We start from the raw sequence: 21167 nt of genomic DNA on the forward strand, positions 1-21167 counted from the left end.
ATGTTAAGAAGACTTTTAGTTTCTAGTTTACTATTAATTGTAACTTTTAATGCTTTAGCTCAAAGAGAACGTATCGAAAATTTACCAAATTTTGATAAACGTTTTATTCATTATGGATTTTACCTTGGTTTAAACACAAATGGATTTAAAATTTCCTACAAACCTAGTGCTTTTCCAAATGCTCAAGTCGACGTAGTTTCTGATGTAGGTTTTAACGTTGGTTTAATTGGAGATATGAAATTACATAACAATGTAAATCTTCGATTCGAGCCAGGTCTTATTTCTAACACTAAAACACTTCGTTTTACACACGTAGCTAATGAAACCCAAGGAACTAGAGAAGTTGGTAACACTTATTTACATTTACCTTTAATATTTAAGTTTAGCACTAATAGGCTTAACAATGTTCGTCCTTATGTTTTAGCTGGAGCTTCTTTCGATTACAATTTTTCAAGTAACGAAAAGAATCAAGACGATAACTTTTCAGGTCAATTTAGACAAAATTCAAGTGTATTTATGTACGAAGTTGGTATAGGTATGGATTTTTATTTACCATATTTCAAATTTTCTCCATCTATCCGTGGTATTTTTGCCATTAATAACGAAATCAAATACGATAATAGAGGACCAAGTCAATGGACAGACCCGATAGATTTCTTTGGAACTAGAGGTATTTTTCTTCACTTATCATTTGAATAAAAAAAGAGTTGCTTTCGCAACTCTCATTTGATAATTAGGAATAGGTGCCCCCCGATACCTCATCCTACATATTAGTAAGACACATATTTAATTTATAAGTCACAAAAAAAATTAAAAAAGAACTCTTTTTAGAGTTATTTTTTAATTAAACCCTAGTTTACAGGGATTTATATTTTTAATTTATTAAAATATTTTTTTACAAAACAAAAAAGGACTAGATAAACTAGTCCTTTTAACGATTTGCTCACTACGCAAATCTGTAGATAGAAGTCCCCCGAAATCTACCAAATAATTTATATCAAATTTTCTTATAGAGATAAGCTCTATTAAGAAAGTATTATAAACTTAACTTAGCAAATATATTTAAAATTGTTTAAAAAATAATTATTTCTTAATAATTATTTTATTATCAACTATTTCTTTAATTGGTAAAATTACATTACCAGCTTCTGTAGTAATAGTAGCGCAAATATTATCTATTGCTATTACAACCCCTTCTACATCTCCAACTTTAACTGAAGATCCAATTGCTATATTTCTTCTTGTGTAATATCCGAACAGTAATCTACTAACAGCATCTCTTGCCCCTAAACCAAAAGCAATTGTAAATGCTAATAGTACAGAACCAATCACCAAGGTTAAGTTACTTTTTATTACTGAAGTATCTACGCCAGCCTGATCTAAAGCCGTTATAGAAAGAAACACTACAATTAGATAAAAAGCGATATTTCCTACTAAATTTCCTCCACTAATCTCAAGAGATTTAAACATTCCCTGGATAGCTTTCTTTACCATAGTCCCTAAATAAGCACCCGCAGCAAAAATAGCTAGAGCAGTTATTAAGTTTGGTAAATACGAGAAGAAACTAGCAATCCCTCTAGACACACCATCTAAACCAAAAATACTGGCTCCTGCCATTATAAAGACAAGTATCAAAAACCATTTTAAAACACCTAATATTACATTAGTTAAAACAATATTTATTGTACTGTCTCCAAATATTTTTGTTTCACTTAATTTTTCAGACCATTGATCTATGTTAGTTTTAGCAAGAATTTTTCTTATAACATACAAGAAGATTTTAATAAAAATCCATACAAAAATCACATAGCCAATAAAGCCTGCTACTTTAGGCAAAGATTGTACTAAATCTTCAAAAATATCTTGAAAAGGTTTTAATAAATCTATACCTGCTTCAGCTTTTTTCGTTACTTCCTCAGTAATTACATCTTCAACTTGTTCTTGCATAACTTTAGTTTTAGTTAGTGTATTTATTCTTTATCGTTTTGGTTGTCTTCTTTTGTTTTTTTCTTTTCCTTCTTATTTTCTGCAACTTCATCTACTCCTCCACCTGATAATAAATCTCCGATAGCGCTAGGATATTTCACCACGAATAAATCCGCCATATCTATAGACAGCTTTATCATAGCTACATCATTCAGTACTTTCTTTTTAAGTACCTCAGGCAACTCTTCATGGGTCAATATTTTCTTAAACGGATTATCCATTAATTATTATAAATCGTTATACGCTTTAATTACTTTTTCCTTTGCACGCTTTAATCGCATTTTTACTGCGCTTGCTCCTAAATCTAAGGCCAATTGAATATCTTTAATACTCATATCGTCTTGATATTTCATTAATAAAATCATTTTATCAGAAACATCTATGATTTCTAGAGCTTTCGCTAGCTTATCAGATTTTAGTTCAAATAAAGATGCATCATCAATTTCATCTACATCAGCATCTTCATCTTTTATTACATCTGTTACTACAGTTACTTTTTCATTCTTCTTGGCTGTATTCCTTTGTACATAATTCACACAGAAATTATAAGTAAAAGAATATAACCATGTTGAAAATTTAGATCGTCCTTTGAAACTTCTCAATTTAACAAACAAGCGAACAAACACATCATGTGTTAAATCTTGAGCCTCTTCTTTACTCTTAGAGAAACCGTAACACTTATTGTATACTAATCCTGCATATCGATCATACAAGATAGCAAACAAGTGCGTATCGTTTTTCTCTACGATTTTTTTTACGAGCTCTTCGTCGCTTAATTTATTAACGTTGTTAGTCTTCAATAGTTTTATTTCTTACTAAAAGTTTGGGTCTATTATGTTGAGACACAAAAAAGAAAGTAAGGTCACATTTTAATCAATTCAAATATAAAATTAACACTTCAAATTCAATTGAAAACTTTTTTCGAAAAAAAAATAAACTTTTTGTAACATTTATTTGAAATCATGCGTATAAGTATATGGAACGAATAGATAAAGTAAAATTAAACGTGTATGAGACAACTTAAAATTACAAAACAGGTAACCAACAGAGAAACTGCGTCTTTAGATAAATACTTACAAGAAATTGGTAAGGTAGATTTAATTACTGCTGATGAAGAAGTAGAGTTAGCGCAGCGTATTAAAGCTGGTGACCAAAGAGCTTTAGAAAAATTAACTAAAGCAAACTTACGTTTTGTGGTGTCGGTTGCTAAACAATACCAAAACCAAGGATTAACTTTACCTGATTTAATTAATGAAGGAAACTTAGGTTTAATTAAAGCCGCTAAGCGATTTGATGAAACAAGAGGTTTTAAATTCATTTCTTATGCAGTATGGTGGATTCGTCAATCAATTTTACAAGCTTTAGCAGAACAATCGCGTATTGTTCGTTTACCGCTTAACAAAATTGGTTCTATAAACAAGATCAATAAAATGTATGCTTTCCTTGAGCAAGAGAATGAAAGACCTCCAAGTGCTGAAGAGATTGCAAAGAAATTAGATATGACCGTAAGTGACGTTAAAGAATCTATGAAGAATTCTGGCCGTCATGTTTCTATGGATGCTCCTTTAATTGAAGGTGAGGATTCTAACTTATATGATGTATTAAACTCTGGTGAATCACCAAATCCAGACAAAACATTATTACATGAATCTTTACGCATAGAAATCAATAGAGCTTTAGAAACATTAACTCCACGTGAAGCTGATGTTGTTAGATTATATTTTGGTTTAGGTGAGCACCAACCGATGACTCTTGAAGAAATTGGAGAAACTTTCGATTTAACAAGAGAACGTGTTCGTCAAATTAAAGAGAAAGCTATTAGAAGATTAAAACACACTTCTAGAAGTAAAATTCTTATGACGTACTTAGGGTAATTAGTAATAAACTGACTACATATATATCGAAAACTCTCTTATTTAAAGAGAGTTTTCTTTTTTATTACCTACTTTTGCAGCCAATTACAAACACAACACAACAAAATGAATAAATTAATAGCTCCTTCTATTCTAGCTGCAGATTTTGGAAATCTGCAACGTGATATAGAGATGGTAAACGAAAGTAAAGCAGATTGGTTTCATATAGATATTATGGATGGTGTATTTGTTCCAAATATTTCTTTTGGAATGCCAGTTTTAAAAGCAATTGCTTCTCATGCTAAAAAAACAATCGATGTACATTTAATGATTGTTGATCCTGATAGATACATCAAAACTTTTGCCGATTTAGGCGCTGATGTTTTAACTGTACACTATGAAGCTTGTACTCATTTACATAGAACAATTCAGGCAATCAAAGCAAATGGAATGAAAGCAGGTGTTGCTTTAAATCCTCACACTCCAATTACTGTTTTAGAAGATATCATTACAGATTTAGATTTAGTTTGTATTATGAGTGTAAATCCTGGGTTTGGCGGGCAATCTTTTATTGAAAACACTTACAAAAAAGTAAAGCAATTAAAACAATTAATTGTTGAAACTAATGCTAACACTTTAATTGAAATTGATGGTGGAGTTACAAGTAAAAATGCAAAACAACTAACAGAAGCTGGCGCAGATGTTTTAGTTGCAGGAAGTTTTGTTTTTAAAAGTGAAAATCCAACAAATACAATAACAGATTTAAAAGGAATTTGTAACTAACTTCTTTTATAATTATATTTAAAACACATAATTAATAGTTGAATATCAATTATTAATTATGTGTTTTTCATTTTCAACAAAACACTAACTAACAAATAATTACAACAAAGTGACATATGAATGTCGCACAAAATACAACGCAAAAACTTTGAGTTGTTTTCAAATGAATTTAATCTTGTAGAAAATTCAATGGAATGAAAAAAACAAGTTTCAGAGAAAAATTAATTGAAGTAAGAACCTCTAGAGGTTTAACGCAAACTGAAGTTGCTAACTTATGTAATATCTCATTACGCACTATTCAAAGAATAGAATCAGGAACAGTGACTCCAAGAGCATATACTATCAAACAAATTTCTGAAGCACTAGGTTTTGATTTTTTTAAAGTATATGATGATCCGGATACTTATACAGAAGAAAAAACTAAAAACAACTTTCTAACTTCTATTGGATTTGTAAAAGATTTATTCAATTTAAAAACAAATACAATGAAAAAAGTATCTATCCTTAGTAGTTTTTGCTTTCTTATTGCCACTTCTATATTTCTATTTACTTATAAAAGCAATGCTCAAAGTTCAAAGCAGTTCGAACGCAAACTAAAAATAACTAGTGAAAGTGAATTAATAACACCAGTAAAAATTGCCTTTACTAACGATTTAACTTTTGAGGATTTAACTCAAATAAAAAAAGATTTACTAGACAAAGGAATTACTGTTGAATATAAAAAAATAGAATTTGATAAAAACAATAAACTCCAAGCTATTGGTTGTTTTGTAGATTGTAATGATGGATTTAATGGTTATTTTTTCACAAATTATTTAAACGGCAGTAGAAAATATGGTTTCTATCGCGATTATGACATTAACTCTTCTTCTCCTTTCGGAACGGGAAGTCTAAGAAAAACTATAGTTTTAGATGTCGGTCATGGTGGAAGAGATGATGGTAGTTTCTCTAAAGGTTTTCAAGAGAAAGAAATCACACTTCAAATTGCTAATAAAATAAAAACACTTTCAAAAGGAAATGAAGATATCGAAATCTTTTTAACACGATCTTCAGATGAATTTATCACATTAAATAAAAGAGTCGAGTTTATAAATGCATTAAAACCTGATTATGTTATTTCATTACATATTGCGAGTAGTGGATTAGAAGATATGAATGGCTTTAATTTCTTTACGAATAACAAAAATAAATTAAAGAAAGAATCTACTACTATTACTGAAAAATTTGTGAAAAGTATTTCTAAAAAACTAAAGGTAAATACAATTCAAAACATGAACTCTCATTTATTAAAACATATTGAATGTCCAGGAATGTTAATTGAATTAGGGTATTTAACGAATAAAAAAGATTATGATTTATTAACTACTGAAAAAGGTCAGAATAAAATTTCAACTACAATCATTGGAGCTATAAACAACTTAAATAAAACACATTAAGTCATTAAAAGAATTATTTAGACTAGAAGTGATGTTTTAAAACATCACTTTTTTATAATTCAGCATACGCTCTATTTTAAAATATAATTTAGGAAACTTCTGTTTTAGATCTTCAGGAGTTTCAAAAAAATGTTCCATAATTACAGAAACAAATTCTAATGCATTTGTATTTGCATAATCTCTAAAATATCCTGATTCGATAACTTCTGTTGAATTATCTGGATTTCTCATAAACTTGACAATTTCTAAGTATGTTCTATAAAAAATCCTTGCGCTAACATCTTTTGATTGTTTCCCGTGAAAAGTTAAAGCATGTGTAAACTCATGAATTCCTAGGTTTAAATTATCATTTAATACCATTTCCCCAAGTAAAAAGTCTTCCCAAGAAAATATAATCAATTTTAATCCTGGATTAAATTCTCCTTTATGGTATTGTTTTGTAATTAAAGAATAATACGAAGTAGGATAAACTATAATTTTATTGAATGTTGATGTTAAATACTTTCTCATTCCAAAGGTTAATTTTATATAAGAAGAAGCCATTAAAATTTTAGCTTCAGATGTCATTTTAAAACCATCTCTTTCTATAAAATCATAGTTTCTGAAGAATCTCACCAATCTATGCTCAAAATACACCTTTTGCTTGTCGTTTAATTTCTGATAAAAAAGAACACTTGATTCTAAAAATTCTTTCTTATGCTTTGGTAATTTCTTTTTTACTAAATAAGTATGAATTAGAACAGGTTTATTAAACAAAAAAACAAAAACACGTTCAACTACATTTAATAAAAAAGCAAGAAAGCTAACCAAATAAAAGGTTAGCTTTAAAATGTAAAATGATTTCATTTATGGTATTGTGATATCAATAAAATTTATTTTTAAAAACGGATATTTAAAATCGTTTGAAAAGAAATCCAAGTCTTTATTTGATTAAGCTAATTTTTGCTTTACAATTGTAGAAATCGTTTTTCCATCAGCTTTACCAGCTAATTTTTTAGAAACTACTCCCATTACTTTCCCCATATCTTTCATTCCTTCTGCTCCTACTTGTACTATTACTTCTACAACTACTTTTACAATTTCATCTTCACTTAAAGCTTCAGGTAAAAATTGCTCTAAAACTTTAGCTTCTGCTAATTCAGGATCCGCTAAATCTTGTCTGTTTTGACTAATAAAAACTTCTGCACTATCTTTTCTTTGCTTTACTTGCTTCTGAATAATTTTTAATTCTTGTTCTTCTGATAATTCTCCAGCTCCAGCTTCTGTATTAGCTAACATAAAAGCCGATTTTAAAGCTCTTAAAGCAGTTAAAGCTACAGTATCTTTAGATTTCATAGCTTCTTTCATTTTGTTCATTACTTCTTGTTGTACACTCATGAGTTTTCTTTTTTCAAATATAATAATAAAAAAATCCTGATTTCTCAGGATTTTTTTTAGTTGTTATTTTACAGATACTAATCTACATTATCATGTAGAAATGAATTATTAGAACGTAAAAATTCATCGTTATTTGTATTTAAAGGTGTTTTCTTTTCACTAATCTTAGTATTAACATCTAAATCTACTCCTAACCTTTTATATGCAGGTTGTTTTTCAATTTCGTCAATATTTTTATTCACTTTGTCAGAGAACTTATAATTAAAACCTTTCATCTTATCTCTTCTTTCTTGAGCTCTTTTTTGTAACTCAGAAATTGTTAAACTTAAAGGAGAAGCATCACTATCATCTTCAACAACTTCTTTTTCAGTCTTAGTTCTTACTTCAAATCTTAAAGCTTCTTCTTCCTCAACTTCAATAGCAGGTGTAGAACTTTTACCTATAGTTGGTTTTATATCAAAATCTTCTAATACAAAACGTTTTTCAATTCTAGGTTTAACTTCCTCAAATTCAACTTCAATATTCCTAATTGAATTTGTAGTTTCAATTAAGTCATTTTTTATTGTTGAAGTCGGTTTAACTTCTTCATATGAATTTAATGGTAAATCAAACAATAAATTTTGTTGAATTGGCGCTTCTTCTATTTTTTCTTCAACATGAGTTTGTGTCATATTTGTAATTACAAACTCTTCTTCTGCGATAGCATTATAACTCACCTCCTCAAAAGTAACATCTATACTATTAATAGTTTCTGTTGTTTGAATTAATTGATTTTTTGGTTCTTCTTTATCTTCTAAATCTAAAACATGAACTACTTTTTGATTTGTTGAGGCAATAGGCTCATCTATTGGAGTAGATTTAACCACTGATCTGTTATCAAACTCATAAGTGGCTTTCTGTTCATCTTCTAAAGTATGAACAATCTTTTTTGTTTCTGTATTATTAATGGTATTTTGTTGGTCTTGAGCAAATCCTGTAGCTACCACAGTAACAGAAATACCTTCTTCTATACTCTCGTCTTCTCCTATTCCCATAATAATGTTAGCATCGTAACCTGCTTCTGTTTGGATATAATCATTGATTTCTCCAATTTCATCTAAAGTAACTTCATTAGTACCAGAAACGATTAATAACAATACATTTTTAGCTCCTGTAATTTTATTATCATTTAATAATGGCGAATCTAACGCCTTAACAATCGCATTTTTAGCTCTATTTGTTCCTGATTCTTTTGCAGATCCCATTATTGCTGTACCACTATTCGCTAATACTGTTTTAGCATCATGTAAATCGATATTTTGTTTATAGTGATGTGTAATTACTTCTGCTATCCCTTTAGCAGCAGTTGCTAATACTTCGTCTGCTTTTGAGAAACCTGATTTAAACCCTAAATTTCCGTAAACTTCTCGAAGTTTATTATTATTAATTACTATTAATGAATCTACATTTTTACGAAGCTCATCGATTCCTTTTTGAGCTTGCTTTGAGCGCATTCTACCTTCAAACTGAAATGGCATAGTAACGATACCAACCGTTAATATATCCATATCTTTAGCAATTTTTGCTATAATTGGTGCAGCACCAGTACCAGTACCTCCACCCATACCAGCAGTAATAAACACCATTTTTGTTTGAGTGTTTAACATCTGCTGAATTTCTTGTATACTTTCTGCTGCTGCTTGTGCTCCAATTTCTGGGTTAGCACCAGCTCCTAAACCAGAAGTTAAATGTGCTCCTAGTTGAATTTTATTTGGTATTGGACTGTTTTCCAATGCTTGTGCATCTGTATTACAAATTACGAAATCTACTCCGTGAATTTGCTCACTGTACATGTGATTTACAGCATTGCTTCCTCCCCCACCTACACCAATCACTTTAATCGTATTCGATTGTGTTTTTGGCATATCAAATGAAATGTTATCAAATTCTGCGCTCATAATAACTCTTCTTTTTGTTAATTAATCCCTATATATTCTTTATCTTTCCTTACTCTGCGTTATCTAAAAACTCTTTAAATCGTTCTGTAAATTTTTCTAAAAACGATTTTCCTTTAGTTTTTTGTTTAAGTTCTTCTCGTTGAACAATTTCTGGTTCTTGTTCAGACAAATTTCCCTCATCATTAATTACTTCAGGCTCTTCTTCATTTACAACTACTACTGGTTCCTCTTTATTATACTTATCTAAACCTTCCATTAATAATCCAACAGCTGTTGCATAAGAAGGACTTGACAAAACATCATCACTTCCTCCAGCTAAATGTTCATTTGGATATCCAATACGAGTATCCATTCCTGTAATATATTCTACTAATTGTCTTAAATGTTTTAATTGTGATCCGCCACCTGTTAAAACAATCCCAGCAATTAGTTTTCCTTTTTGAGTTTCGTGTCCGTAATTTTTAATTTCTAAATACACATGTTCTATAATTTCTTGAACTCTAGCGTGAATTATTTTTGAAAGATTCTTTAAAGTAATTTCTTTAGGTTCTCTTCCTCTTAAACCAGGAATAGAAACAATTTCAGTTTCTTTATTTTCTCCTGGCCAAGCTGAACCAAACTTTATTTTTAATAATTCTGCTTGCTTTTCAATTATTGAACATCCTTCTTTAATATCTTCTGTAATTACATTTCCTCCAAAAGGAATAACAGCAGTATGACGAATAATCCCATCTTTAAAAATGGCTAAATCTGTTGTACCACCTCCTATATCAATTAAAGCAACTCCTGCTTCTTTCTCTTCTTGACTTAAAACTGCAGAAGCCGAAGCTAAAGGCTCTAACGTGATATCAGATAAGTTTAAACCTGCACTTTTCACACATCTTCCAATATTTCTAATAGAAGAAACTTGTCCTACAACAACGTGAAAATTAGCTTCAAGCCTTCCTCCATACATTCCTATTGGCTCTTTTATATCTGGCTGACTATCTACTTTAAATTCTTGTGGCAAAACATGAATAATCTCTTCTCCAGGCAACATCACCAATTTATGTACTTGGTTAACTAAATTATCTATATCTTCATCTTTTATAACTTCATCTGCATTATCTCTGGTGATATAATCACTATGATGTAAACTTCTGATATGTTGACCTGCAATTCCTACTACTACATTATCAATTCTTTGTCCTGACACACTTTCTGCTTCATCTACAGCTTGCTGTATCGACTGAATTGTTTGTGTAATATTATTTACCACTCCTCTTTTCACTCCCAAGCTTTTTGCTTTACCAATGCCAAGAACTTCAATTTTATCATATTCGTTCTTACGACCAATCATGGCAACAATCTTGGTTGTACCAATATCTAAACCAACTGCGATTTTATTGTTCTCCATCTTGATTTTCTTTTGTACATACCACTTGGTTGTGATACTTAAGGTTTATAGTTTTATACTTATTTATTGTTTTATCTTTGATTGCTTTGTTATAAAAAGCTTTCAATTTTTTAAATTTCAAATTTACATCTTCATATTTACCAAACTCTACTCTATAATTTCCACTTCTGACTGTAAAATTATATTCATTTGTGTTTAATACTTGAATTCCTGTGACTTCTTTGTGAAGAAATTCATCCTTGGAAATAAACAGTACTAACTGCGTTATTTCTTCTAACATACCAGATAGATTACTCCCATTTATTACAGGTACACGAGCTGAAAAATTTGACGACAACGGAATTTTAACCCCTTCTTTATCAATATAATAAATCTCGCCATCAGAAATAACTCTAGCGATAGGCTCTTTTTGTGTGATATGAGTTTTTAACACTCCCCCAAGCGTTATAAAAACTCTCGCTTTTTCTACATATGGATTTGACGCTACCCTATTTTCTAGATGATGTAAATCTAATATACTTTTGGGTTGGTTTTTAACTGTCACTTGACTTTGTATTAACAATTTATTAACCGACTCGTGAGTTAAAAAAGGATTAGATCCTTCGTTAAATTCTACAACAATTGCGTCAACAACTTTTTGTTGATTTCGCTTTTTTGTAAAACTATACAGGACTAGTAAACCTGCTACTAAACCTATGAATACAAAATATTTTGTTACTTTTTTAATCACTACAAATTGTATTCCTTTATTAACTCATCTTTTACTTCATTTACCATTAAACCAATATCACCTGCTCCTAACATTACTATCACTTTAGCATTAGTCAGTTTAATTTGCTTAATCATCTCTTCTTTAGACAACAACTGTTTTTTTTCAGCTGTAATTTTATCTAATAACCATTTTGAAGTAACACCTTCAATTGGTAATTCTCTTGCTGGATAAATATCTAGCAACATGACTTGATCGAATTTAGATAACGATAATGCAAAATCATCTACAAAATCTCTTGTTCTAGTGAATAAATGCGGCTGAAAAACCACTAAAACTTCTTCACTTGGATACATTTCTCGAACTGCACTTTCTACTGCATTGATCTCAGTTGGATGATGCGCATAATCATCAATTAGCACTAAATTTTCTGATCTTACTTTATAAGCAAAACGACGCTGTACTCCAGAAAAACTAGCTAATTGTTCTTTAATTTTATCTAAACTCACTCCATAAACATCAGCTAAAGCTAATGCTGCAAGAGCATTCATAATATTGTGTCTTCCTGGTAAAGAAAACTCAATATCATTTATATTATTTTTAGGAGTTTTAACATCAAAAACGTACACTCCATTTACTATTCTTAAATTAGAAGCAACATAATCAGCATCCTCTTCAATAGCATATGTTAAACCTTCAATAGGTAATCCTTTTGCAACGATTAACTGCTCAGAAACTTTATTAGAAAATGCTTTAAAAGAATCTAAAAGTGCCTGATATTCTCCATATATATCTAAATGATCTGCGTCCATAGATGTAATACACGCAATATTTGGAGATAAGTGTAAAAAAGAACGATCAAACTCATCTGCCTCAACAACAGAAATTTTATCTTTTCCTAGAATTAAATTTGAACTATAATTCTCAGCAATTCCTCCTAAAAAAGCTGTAGCTTCTTCAGGTTGCATGATATGACCAAGTATTGAAGAAGTTGTGGTTTTCCCATGAGTTCCTGCTACCGCTAAACAATAAGTATCATTCGTAATTCTACCTAAAATCTCTGCTCTTTTCAATACTTCGAAGTCATTATCTTTAAAATAATTCAACTCTGTATGTATTTTTGGAATAGCAGGTGTGTAAACCACAAGTGAATTTTCTTTTACAAAAACTTCTTTTGGAATTAGATTGATATCATCTTCAAAATGAATTTCTATTCCTAAAGATTGTAAATCCTCAGTAATAGGAGAAGGAGTTTTATCATAGCCTGCAACTTGTTTTCCATTTGCATGAAAATAGCGAGCCAAGGCACTCATTCCAATACCTCCAATTCCTATAAAATAGATAATATGTATATCTTTTAAATTCACTAATTTATTAATCTTTCGATTTCGTTTACTATATGATTTGTAGCATTTGGTAATGCTAACTCTTTTATATTTTCACTTAAACTTTCTTGCTTGCCTTTATCTCTAAGTAATGTTTCAAAAACTACGGGAAAAGTATGTAATTCACTCTCACGCAACATTATTGCCCCATGCTTATCTACAATAGACTTTGCATTTTTAGTTTGATGATCTTCTGCCACATTTGGTGAAGGAATAAACAATACAGGTTTTCCAACAATACACAATTCAGATACTGAACTTGCTCCTGCTCTAGATATTACAAAATCAGCTGCTGCATAAGCTAAATCCATTCGATTTAAAAACTGATGAATCTGAACACTATCATTTCCGTACTCTTTGTACTCTTCGTAATACAGTTTTCCGCACTGCCAGATTACTTGTACTTCTTGCTTTTTAAAGAAATCAAGTTCAGTAGCTATTAATTGATTAATTCTTCTTGCACCTAAACTCCCTCCAATAACTAAGATTGTTTTTTTAGCCGTATTTAAACCAAAAAACTCTTGTGCTTCTTCCCTTTTTGTATGTATCAACAACAAATCTTGTCGTACAGGATTACCCGTTTTCACGATTTTATCTAACGGAAAGAATCGCTCTAAATTATCGTAAGCAACACAAATTTTTTTTGCTTTTTTACTTAATAATTTATTGGTAATTCCTGGATAAGAATTTTGCTCTTGAATCACAGTAGGAATTCCTTTTCTATTTGCCATCATTAAAGCTGGCCCGCTTGCAAAACCGCCTGTTCCGATTGCAACATCTGGTTTAAATTTTCTTATAATTTTACTTGCGTTCCATAAACTACTTATTAGCTTTAATGGAAACATTAAGTTTTGTAATGTTAATTTTCTTTGAATACCCGAAATCCACAACCCTTTAATTTCATAACCAGCTTTGGGTACTTTTTCCATTTCCATTTTACCTTTGGCACCAATAAATAGAATATGCGCAGTTGGATAGCGTAACTTTATTTCGTTAGCTATGGCAATTGCAGGATAGATATGACCTCCTGTTCCACCTCCACTTATTATTACATTTATTGATTTTTCCATTGTCACTTAAATTTATATGGTTTCATGTAAAATATCTAACGGATTATCATCTAAAATTGATTCTTCTGTATCATTCTTCGAAGCACTAACACTTAAGACCATTCCTAGAGCAAAACAAGTCATCCAAATTGAAGTTCCTCCACTACTAATTAGTGGTAAAGTTTGCCCAGTAACTGGAAATAAATTTACTGCTACAGCCATATTAATAATGGCCTGAAAAATGATCGGCAAACCTACGCCAATTACCAATAAAGTTGCAAAAATTGTTGTCGCTTTTTTTGCAGCTATTATTATCCTGAATAACAGCAAGAAATACATAAAAATGACCAATAATGCTCCCATCATTCCATATTCTTCGACAATAATTGCATAAATAAAATCCGAAGAAGACTGTGGTAAGAAATTTTTCTGCACACTTTTACCAGCTCCTTTCCCAAAAGGACCTCCTGTTGCAATGGCTATTTTAGCTTTTTCAACTTGATAATTTTCAGGTTGATTTTCTGAATTAAAAAAACCATCAATTCTACTTTCCCAAGTTGCTAGTCGGTTTGGCATGGCTTCTGGAAAAGCTTTTATCACCAAAATAAAGAGCCCTAATGCTACAACACCAATCCCTAAAATATTTGCTATATATTTTATTGGATATCCCCCAATAAAAGTTAGCATAATTACCATTGAAAATATAATAGCTGTAGTAGAAAAGTTTGCAGGTAATATTAACATTAATATTAAACCTATTGGCAACCACAACTGCAATAAACTTTCTTTAAAAACAATCTTCTTTTCCTTATTCTTTGCTAAATAACGTGCAACATAAACTAACACCACAAGACCTGCAAGAGTTGAAGTTTGAAAACCAACTCCTACAAAAGGAATTTGAATCCACCTACTTGCATTTGCGCCACCAATTGTTGTTCCTTGAGCTATTGTAACTATTAACAAGAGCAAAACTATAGGTAACATCAATACAGAACCTCCACTAAAATATCGATACGGAATTTTATGAACTCCGTATAAAATACCAAACCCCATAAGCAGCAGTACAATGTGTTTAATTAAATGTCCTGTTGTTGATCCATTACCAACCACATACACCAAGTTTGTACTTGCACTATATACAGGCATGAAAGAAAGAATTGCTAAAACTGCAACTATAGCCCAAATGGCTCTATCTCCTTTTATATGTTTAAATATTGTTTTCAATATTTTACAAACTTCTTACTGCACTTTTAAATTGACGACCTCTATCTTCATAATTTTCGAACAAATCGAAACTTGCACATGCTGGAGATAATAAAACTGTATCACCTTTTTGCGCTATTTTATGAGCCACTTTTACTGCTTCTTGAGCTCCCGCTGTTTCCACAATAATATCCACAACATTTTGAAATGTCTCAATAATCTTGTGATTATCTAGACCTAAACACACAATCCCTTTTACCTTTTCTCTAACTAAAGGTAATAAGTCTGTATAATCATTTCCTTTATCTACACCTCCTACAATCCAAACTGTTGGAGCATCCATACATTCTAGAGCATAAAATGTTGCATTTACATTTGTTGCTTTACTATCATTAACATAAGTAACTCCTTCAATTTTAACTACTTTTTCCAAACGATGCTCAGCCCCTTCAAAACTTGACATACTTTCTGAAACCCTATTATTACGCACTTGTAATAATTTAGATGCCAACATAGATGCCATTGCGTTTTTGGTATTGTGCTTTCCTTGTATCGTTAAATAAGATTTATCCATTATAAATTCTTCTTCGTTTATTCTAATTATTATTGTATCACCCTTAATAAATGCTCCATATTTCAATTCTTTGGTGATTGAAAATGGAACTAATTTTGATTGAACAGGATGTTTATCCAACCAATTCACTATTACTTCGTCATCAGAATCATAAATCAAAAAATCATCTTTCGTTTGATTCATTGCTATTCTGAACTTTGAAGCTATATATTTATTAAAATCATATTCATATCTATCGAGATGATCTGGAGTAATGTTAGTAATCATTGCAATATGACAACGGAATGAATCGATTCCATCCAATTGAAAACTACTTAACTCTAACACGTAATTCTCATAATTTTGCTCTGCAACTTGCTTTGCAAAACTGTCTCCGATATTTCCTCCCATTCCAACATTTAAACCACCATTTTTTAAAATATGATGCGTTAACATTGTTGTGGTTGTTTTTCCATTTGAACCTGTAATTCCAACTATAGTTGCATCTGTATATTTTACTGCAAATTCTATCTCTGAAATCACTTTAATTCCTTTTGATAATAACTCTTGAATTAGAGCCACTTTATCTGGAATACCAGGACTTTTCATAACCACATCAGCATTAAAAATTTTACTCTCTGTATGCTGATTTTCCTCAAAATCTATCTCATTATATTCAAGAACTTCTTTATATTTCTTTGCTATTGTTCCTTTATCTGAAACAAAAACATCAAAACCTTTTTTCTTCCCTAGAATAGCCGTTCCTACGCCACTTTCCCCTCCTCCTAAGACAACCAATCTTTTCATTATCTTAATTTCAATGTTACTATTGTAAACACAGCTAGTAAAATCCCAACAATCCAAAATCGAGTTACAATTTTACTTTCGTGATAGTTTAACTTTTGGTAGTGATGATGTAAAGGCGACATTTTAAAAATTCGTCTTCCTTCACCATATTTTTTCTTCGTGTATTTGAAATATGAAACCTGTAAAATCACTGATAGATTTTCAGCAACAAAAATCCCTGCTAAAACTGGCAACAATAGTTCTTTACGAATTGCAATTGCTATCACCGCTATGATTCCACCAATTGTTAAACTCCCAGTATCACCCATAAAAACCTGAGCTGGATAAGTATTATACCATAAAAAACCTATTAGCGCCCCAGCAAAAGCAGCAACAAAAACCGTCATTTCACCAGAATTTGGTATATACATTACATCTAGATAATCAGCAAAAATTATATTTCCTGAAACCCATGTGAAAACAGCTAAAGTAACGACCATAATTGCAGAAGAACCTGCAGCTAAACCATCTATACCATCTGTTAAATTTGCTCCGTTAGACACACCTGTTACAATAAAAACAACAATTGGAATAAAAATTAACCATGCGTATTTTTCATAACCTTCACCCAAAAAACTTAAAGCTTTCGCATAGTCTAATTCGTTATCTTTTAAGAATGGAACAGTTGTTTTAGTTGACTTATGTGCATCACTAAAAACTTTCTTCTTACCATTCTCCATAACTATTTGTTGCTCTTGTGGCAATTGTTCTTTTATAGTTACATCATCATTGAAGTATAAAATCGCTCCGACAATAAGTCCTAATCCAACTTGACCAACAACCTTGAAAACTCCTTTCAATCCAGCTTTGTCTTTTTTGAAGACTTTTATATAATCATCAGCAAATCCAATGAATCCCATCCAAACAGTTGTTATGAGTAAAATGATTATATAAATATTTTCAAGCTTAGCTAACAATAATACTGGAATTAACGTCGCCATAATGATGATTACACCACCCATTGTAGGCGTTCCGCTTTTTTGCATTTGCCCATCTAAACCTAAATCTCTAATACTTTCACCAACCTGCTGTCTTCTCAAGAAATTGATAATTCTTTTACCAAAAATTGTAGAAATCAACAATGACAATATAAATGCTGCAGCCGAACGAAATGTGATAAATTGAAACACACTTGCTCCCGTTAGATTGAATTCACTTTCTAAATACTCAAATAGGTAATACAACATTCTTTATATATTTTTTAGTTGATTAAAACATTGTTTCACTTCTTCCAAATCATCGAAATGATGACGCTCACCATTCACTTCTTGATAATTTTCATGTCCTTTTCCTGCGATCAAGATTATATCTCCTGACTGCGCTAACTTACAAGCGGTTTTTATCGCTTGCTTTCTATCTACAATAGCTATTGTTTTTCTATAATTTTCTGGAGTTACCCCCACTTCCATTTCATCTATAATCACCTGAGGATCTTCTGTTCTAGGATTATCTGAAGTAAAAATCGCTTGACTACTCAATAAAGAAGCAATGTTTGCCATTTTAGGGCGCTTTGTTTTATCTCTGTCTCCACCACAACCCACAACAGTAATTACTTGCTCATTACCCGTTCTTATATTATTAATCGTTTCTAAGACATTTTTTAAAGCATCAGGCGTATGCGCATAATCTACTATCGCCGTGATTTTATCGTTAGATACGATATATTCAAATCGACCACTCACACTTTGAAGCTCACTAATCGCTCGTAAAACCTCTATTTTATCTAAACCTAACAACTCACTAACTCCATAAATTGCCAGAAGATTATATGTATTAAAATCACCTATAAGTTTTGACCAAACTTCAATTCCATTAATAGTAACTAGTGAACCAGAAAAACTTTTCTCTAAAATCTTCGCCTTAAAATCAGCTAGTGTTTTAAGCGCATACGACTTCTTACTTGCCTTAGTATTCTGAAGCATGACATTACCATTCTTGTCATCTATATTTGTTAGCGCGAAAGCGTTTTTAGACAAACCGTCAAAAAAAGATTTTTTCACATCTCTGTATTCCGCAAACGAATTATGATAATCTAAATGATCGTGAGATAAATTTGTAAACACAGCTCCCTCAAAAGTTAATCCTTCTATTCTCTGCTGATGAATCCCATGTGAACTCACTTCCATAAAACAGAACTCAACACCTTGATTCACCATTTCCGACAAATATTTGTTAATCGTTAATGAATCTGGAGTTGTGTGTGTAGCTTTATACGCCACCTCATCTACCATTATCTTAACCGTAGAAAGCAATCCTGCACAATACCCTAACTTTTTAAACAACTGATACAACAGCGTTGTAACTGTGGTTTTTCCATTAGTTCCTGTAACTCCTATTAATTTAATTTTACCTGAAGGATTATCATAATAATTTGCCGCAATGTTTGCCAACGCCTTGTTTGCGTCATCAACCTCAACATAAACAACTCCCTCTTTTTTATTTTCCGGTAAAACCTCACAAACAATAACTTTTGCACCTAAATTAATTGCCTTGTCTATAAATTTATGACCATCAACATTTACTCCACGCTGCGCCACAAATAAATCGTTTTCAACAACCTTCCTACTATCAAAAACCACATTAGAGATTTCAATATTTGTGTCTCCAAATACTGAATTCACTCCTACTTTATATAATATGTCTTTAACTATTTTCAATTATGATAGTTTTAAATATACTGTTGCTCCTTTTCGAACTTTTACTCCCTTGTTTATCGACTGTTCTTTTACTTTTCCAACTCCAGAAACATTTACTTTTAAACCCATATTTTCTAAAATTGAAATCGCATCCATAGCCGACATCCCTACTACTTTAGGCATAATTGTTTTATACCTGTTTATAACATCATAATACTTATTGTAATCTTTACTTATAGAAGCCGTCACAACAGAATCCGTTACCTTTTGCACACTTGAAGGTGTTGACGTATAAATTTTATGTGCTATTTCTTTAAAAACAGGCGCTGCAACTTTAGCCCCATAATAACCTTTTAAAGGATCGGGCTCATGCACAACAACTATACAAGAATATTTAGGTTTATCTACAGGAAAGAAACCAGCAAAAGAAGCAACATATTTTTTATTCGAATAATAACCACCTTCATATTTCCCTTCTTTATTCTTTTTTCTCGGAATCCATTTTTTTGCCGTACCTGTTTTACCTGCCATTGAAAAATTTGGAGAATAAATCTCTTCTGCAGTCCCTTTTTTAACTACATTCTCCATAATCTTCTTCACCTTATTTATAGTAGATTGTTTTGCAATTCTTTTCTTTAAGACAATTTTACCAAATTCCTCTACAGTTTCTCCACCAACTTTCAACTCCTTAACAAACCTTGGCTTAACCAACTCTCCATTATTCGCCACGCCATTATAAAACATTAATACTTGCAAAGGTGTCAAAGAAACACCATAACCCCAAGCCATCCACTCTAAGGCAATCGGATTCCAACGATCTGTTTTTGGCAACGGAATTATTGGCTTCCCCTCACCAACTATTCGCACACCCGTCTTCTGATCTAAACCAAATTGCTTAATTCGTTTAATAAATTTATTTGGATTATGGTCGTAGTTTTTCTGAATAGCTTTTACAATACCAACATTTGAAGAAACTTCAAAAACTCTAGCTAAAGAAATTTTCCCGTAACCTTCCCAATTACTATCCTCAACTTTTCTATTATTTATATAAATCCTTCCTTTTTCGGTATCTATAACATCAGCAGTATCTACAACATTATCCTCTAAAGCCGCCATTAAACTCGCCAACTTAAAAGTTGAACCAGGCTCATGACTTTCCCAAACCGCATAATTCCTTCTTTCATAATACTTCCCACTAGAAGTCCTTCCTAGGTTTGATATTGCTTTTATCTCTCCAGTTGCAGTTTCCATTACAACAGCACAACCATGATCTGCTTCAAAATACTCTAACTGCTTCAACAAAGCATAATGCGTTATATCCTGAATATTAACATCAATCGTAGTAATCACATCCTTACCATCTTCTGGCTCTTTTTCATTAATATCTCTTAACGGCTTCCATTGTCCCTTAGCTATTTTCTGCTTCACTCTCCATCCATCCTCTCCTTTCATATATTCAGAAAACGCACCTTCTATTCCCGCACCACCTCTATGATCATTATAACCAATTGTACGTTCCGCTATCTTACCAATAGGATGTTCCCTCACCGTTTTTTGTTCCGCTATAAAACCACCACGATAAACCCCCAATCTAAACATTGGAAAACCCCTCATTTTAGCATAATCATTATAACCTAAACCCCTTGCTATCAATAAATATTTATTTTTTCTATTTCTAGCATCACGGATTTTCTTCTCATAATACTGAGGAGTTTTGCCTAACATTTTAGAAAGTTCTTGAGTTAAAGCAGCAATATACTTTTCGAAATCCCCTTTCCTGACCGAAACAGGATCCATTCGAACTGTATAACTAGACACTGAAGTCGCTAAAAGATTTCCATCCGAAGCATAAACATTACCTCTATTAGCAGCAATAGTATCATTTTTAATATTCTTCTCTATCGCCATCTTTTTGTAACGCTCACCCTTCACATATTGAAGTTCAAAAACCTTACCCCCTATAACCAACAAAAAAAGCGACATCAACACCGCAACCACGTACAACTTGTTTAATATGC

Annotated in this window: 19 protein-coding genes; 4 read left to right on the plus strand and 15 right to left on the minus strand. The window is 31.4% G+C overall.

Going from position 1 to position 21167, the window contains the following annotated elements:
* A complete protein-coding gene (gene porT, locus ACSIGC_RS06690; RefSeq protein WP_442267358.1) occupies positions 1-699 on the plus strand; it encodes a type IX secretion/gliding motility protein PorT/SprT in 699 nt (232 codons plus the stop codon).
* Between the two features lie 384 nt (positions 700-1083).
* On the opposite strand, the gene ACSIGC_RS06695 is transcribed toward porT, so the two are convergent.
* From ACSIGC_RS06695 to ACSIGC_RS06705, 3 genes are read right to left on the minus strand one after another with little or no spacing between them, the layout of a single operon-like run.
* Positions 1084-1947, minus strand: coding sequence for a mechanosensitive ion channel family protein (locus tag ACSIGC_RS06695; RefSeq protein ID WP_442267359.1), 864 nt, complete (start codon positions 1945-1947; stop codon positions 1084-1086).
* A 23-nt stretch (positions 1948-1970) separates the two neighbouring features.
* Positions 1971-2168 carry a hypothetical protein gene (locus ACSIGC_RS06700; RefSeq protein WP_442267360.1) on the minus strand — a complete coding sequence of 66 codons (198 nt, stop codon included), beginning with the start codon at positions 2166-2168 and terminating at the stop codon, positions 1971-1973.
* A 45-nt stretch (positions 2169-2213) separates the two neighbouring features.
* The gene (locus ACSIGC_RS06705; protein WP_442267361.1) at positions 2214-2786 is read right to left on the minus strand and encodes an RNA polymerase sigma factor; all 573 of its coding nucleotides are present in this window, start codon (positions 2784-2786) and stop codon (positions 2214-2216) included.
* A gap of 210 nt (positions 2787-2996) precedes the next feature.
* Here ACSIGC_RS06705 and ACSIGC_RS06710 point away from each other — a divergent pair, with 210 nt between their 5' ends.
* The 3 genes from ACSIGC_RS06710 (at position 2997) to ACSIGC_RS06720 (ending at position 6058) form a co-directional block, all read left to right on the plus strand.
* Complete coding sequence (locus ACSIGC_RS06710; RefSeq protein WP_075341103.1) at positions 2997-3860, plus strand: sigma-70 family RNA polymerase sigma factor; 864 nt, start codon at positions 2997-2999, stop codon at positions 3858-3860.
* Positions 3861-3965: 105 nt separating this feature from the next.
* The gene (gene rpe / locus ACSIGC_RS06715; RefSeq protein ID WP_442267362.1) at positions 3966-4622 is read left to right on the plus strand and encodes a ribulose-phosphate 3-epimerase; all 657 of its coding nucleotides are present in this window, start codon (positions 3966-3968) and stop codon (positions 4620-4622) included.
* Positions 4623-4816: 194 nt separating this feature from the next.
* Complete coding sequence (locus ACSIGC_RS06720; RefSeq protein ID WP_442267363.1) at positions 4817-6058, plus strand: N-acetylmuramoyl-L-alanine amidase; 1242 nt, start codon at positions 4817-4819, stop codon at positions 6056-6058.
* Positions 6059-6094: 36 nt separating this feature from the next.
* Here the strand turns inward: ACSIGC_RS06720 and ACSIGC_RS06725 are convergent, their stop codons facing one another.
* The 12 genes from ACSIGC_RS06725 to ACSIGC_RS06780 all read right to left on the minus strand — a co-directional run bounded on the left by ACSIGC_RS06725 (position 6095) and on the right by ACSIGC_RS06780 (position 21132).
* Positions 6095-6904, minus strand: a complete 810-nt coding sequence (locus ACSIGC_RS06725; RefSeq protein ID WP_442267364.1) for a zinc-dependent peptidase — start codon at positions 6902-6904, stop codon at positions 6095-6097.
* Positions 6905-6988: 84 nt separating this feature from the next.
* Positions 6989-7435, minus strand: a complete 447-nt coding sequence (locus ACSIGC_RS06730) for a GatB/YqeY domain-containing protein (protein ID WP_442267365.1) — start codon at positions 7433-7435, stop codon at positions 6989-6991.
* Between the two features lie 77 nt (positions 7436-7512).
* Entirely contained in the window at positions 7513-9372 is a 1860-nt protein-coding gene (gene ftsZ / locus ACSIGC_RS06735; RefSeq protein ID WP_442267366.1) for a cell division protein FtsZ, read from the minus strand.
* A gap of 49 nt (positions 9373-9421) precedes the next feature.
* Positions 9422-10768 (minus strand): cell division protein FtsA, encoded by a 1347-nt coding sequence (ftsA, locus tag ACSIGC_RS06740; RefSeq protein ID WP_442267367.1) that lies wholly within the window; start codon positions 10766-10768, stop codon positions 9422-9424.
* The gene (locus ACSIGC_RS06745; protein WP_442267368.1) at positions 10755-11498 is read right to left on the minus strand and encodes a cell division protein FtsQ/DivIB; all 744 of its coding nucleotides are present in this window, start codon (positions 11496-11498) and stop codon (positions 10755-10757) included. The genes ftsA and ACSIGC_RS06745 overlap by 14 nt, the downstream gene beginning before the upstream one ends.
* On the minus strand, positions 11498-12844 hold the full coding sequence (gene murC / locus ACSIGC_RS06750; RefSeq protein ID WP_442267369.1) for a UDP-N-acetylmuramate--L-alanine ligase: 1347 nt from the start codon (positions 12842-12844) through the stop codon (positions 11498-11500). The genes ACSIGC_RS06745 and murC overlap by 1 nt, the downstream gene beginning before the upstream one ends.
* Positions 12844-13932, minus strand: coding sequence for an undecaprenyldiphospho-muramoylpentapeptide beta-N-acetylglucosaminyltransferase (murG, locus tag ACSIGC_RS06755; RefSeq protein WP_442267370.1), 1089 nt, complete (start codon positions 13930-13932; stop codon positions 12844-12846). The genes murC and murG overlap by 1 nt, the downstream gene beginning before the upstream one ends.
* A 12-nt stretch (positions 13933-13944) precedes the next feature.
* Positions 13945-15135 (minus strand): FtsW/RodA/SpoVE family cell cycle protein, encoded by a 1191-nt coding sequence (locus ACSIGC_RS06760; protein WP_442267371.1) that lies wholly within the window; start codon positions 15133-15135, stop codon positions 13945-13947.
* A gap of 4 nt (positions 15136-15139) precedes the next feature.
* Entirely contained in the window at positions 15140-16474 is a 1335-nt protein-coding gene (murD, locus tag ACSIGC_RS06765) for a UDP-N-acetylmuramoyl-L-alanine--D-glutamate ligase (protein WP_442267372.1), read from the minus strand.
* Entirely contained in the window at positions 16474-17700 is a 1227-nt protein-coding gene (gene mraY / locus ACSIGC_RS06770) for a phospho-N-acetylmuramoyl-pentapeptide-transferase (protein WP_442267373.1), read from the minus strand. The genes murD and mraY overlap by 1 nt, the downstream gene beginning before the upstream one ends.
* A 3-nt stretch (positions 17701-17703) precedes the next feature.
* Positions 17704-19170 carry a UDP-N-acetylmuramoyl-L-alanyl-D-glutamate--2,6-diaminopimelate ligase gene (locus tag ACSIGC_RS06775; protein WP_442267374.1) on the minus strand — a complete coding sequence of 489 codons (1467 nt, stop codon included), beginning with the start codon at positions 19168-19170 and terminating at the stop codon, positions 17704-17706.
* Positions 19171-21132, minus strand: a complete 1962-nt coding sequence (locus ACSIGC_RS06780; RefSeq protein ID WP_442267751.1) for a penicillin-binding protein — start codon at positions 21130-21132, stop codon at positions 19171-19173. It abuts the gene before it with no gap.
* Between the last annotated feature and the right edge of the window lie 35 nt (positions 21133-21167).

Origin of the sequence: Tenacibaculum aquaeponti, from assembly GCF_052084715.1 — a bacterium.
In the GTDB taxonomy this organism is placed as follows: Bacteria; Bacteroidota; Bacteroidia; order Flavobacteriales; family Flavobacteriaceae; genus Polaribacter.

Coding starts and splice junctions, on each gene's coding strand:
- porT (WP_442267358.1), top strand. CDS start 1: ATGTTAAGAAGACTTTTAGTTTCTAGTTTACTATTAATTGTAACTTTT.
- ACSIGC_RS06695 (WP_442267359.1), bottom strand. CDS start 1,947: ATGCAAGAACAAGTTGAAGATGTAATTACTGAGGAAGTAACGAAAAAA.
- ACSIGC_RS06710 (WP_075341103.1), top strand. CDS start 2,997: ATGAGACAACTTAAAATTACAAAACAGGTAACCAACAGAGAAACTGCG.
- rpe (WP_442267362.1), top strand. CDS start 3,966: ATGAATAAATTAATAGCTCCTTCTATTCTAGCTGCAGATTTTGGAAAT.
- ACSIGC_RS06720 (WP_442267363.1), top strand. CDS start 4,817: ATGAAAAAAACAAGTTTCAGAGAAAAATTAATTGAAGTAAGAACCTCT.
- ACSIGC_RS06725 (WP_442267364.1), bottom strand. CDS start 6,904: ATGAAATCATTTTACATTTTAAAGCTAACCTTTTATTTGGTTAGCTTT.
- ACSIGC_RS06730 (WP_442267365.1), bottom strand. CDS start 7,435: ATGAGTGTACAACAAGAAGTAATGAACAAAATGAAAGAAGCTATGAAA.
- ftsZ (WP_442267366.1), bottom strand. CDS start 9,372: ATGAGCGCAGAATTTGATAACATTTCATTTGATATGCCAAAAACACAA.
- ftsA (WP_442267367.1), bottom strand. CDS start 10,768: ATGGAGAACAATAAAATCGCAGTTGGTTTAGATATTGGTACAACCAAG.
- murG (WP_442267370.1), bottom strand. CDS start 13,932: ATGGAAAAATCAATAAATGTAATAATAAGTGGAGGTGGAACAGGAGGT.
- murD (WP_442267372.1), bottom strand. CDS start 16,474: ATGAAAAGATTGGTTGTCTTAGGAGGAGGGGAAAGTGGCGTAGGAACG.
- mraY (WP_442267373.1), bottom strand. CDS start 17,700: ATGTTGTATTACCTATTTGAGTATTTAGAAAGTGAATTCAATCTAACG.
- ACSIGC_RS06780 (WP_442267751.1), bottom strand. CDS start 21,132: ATGTCGCTTTTTTTGTTGGTTATAGGGGGTAAGGTTTTTGAACTTCAA.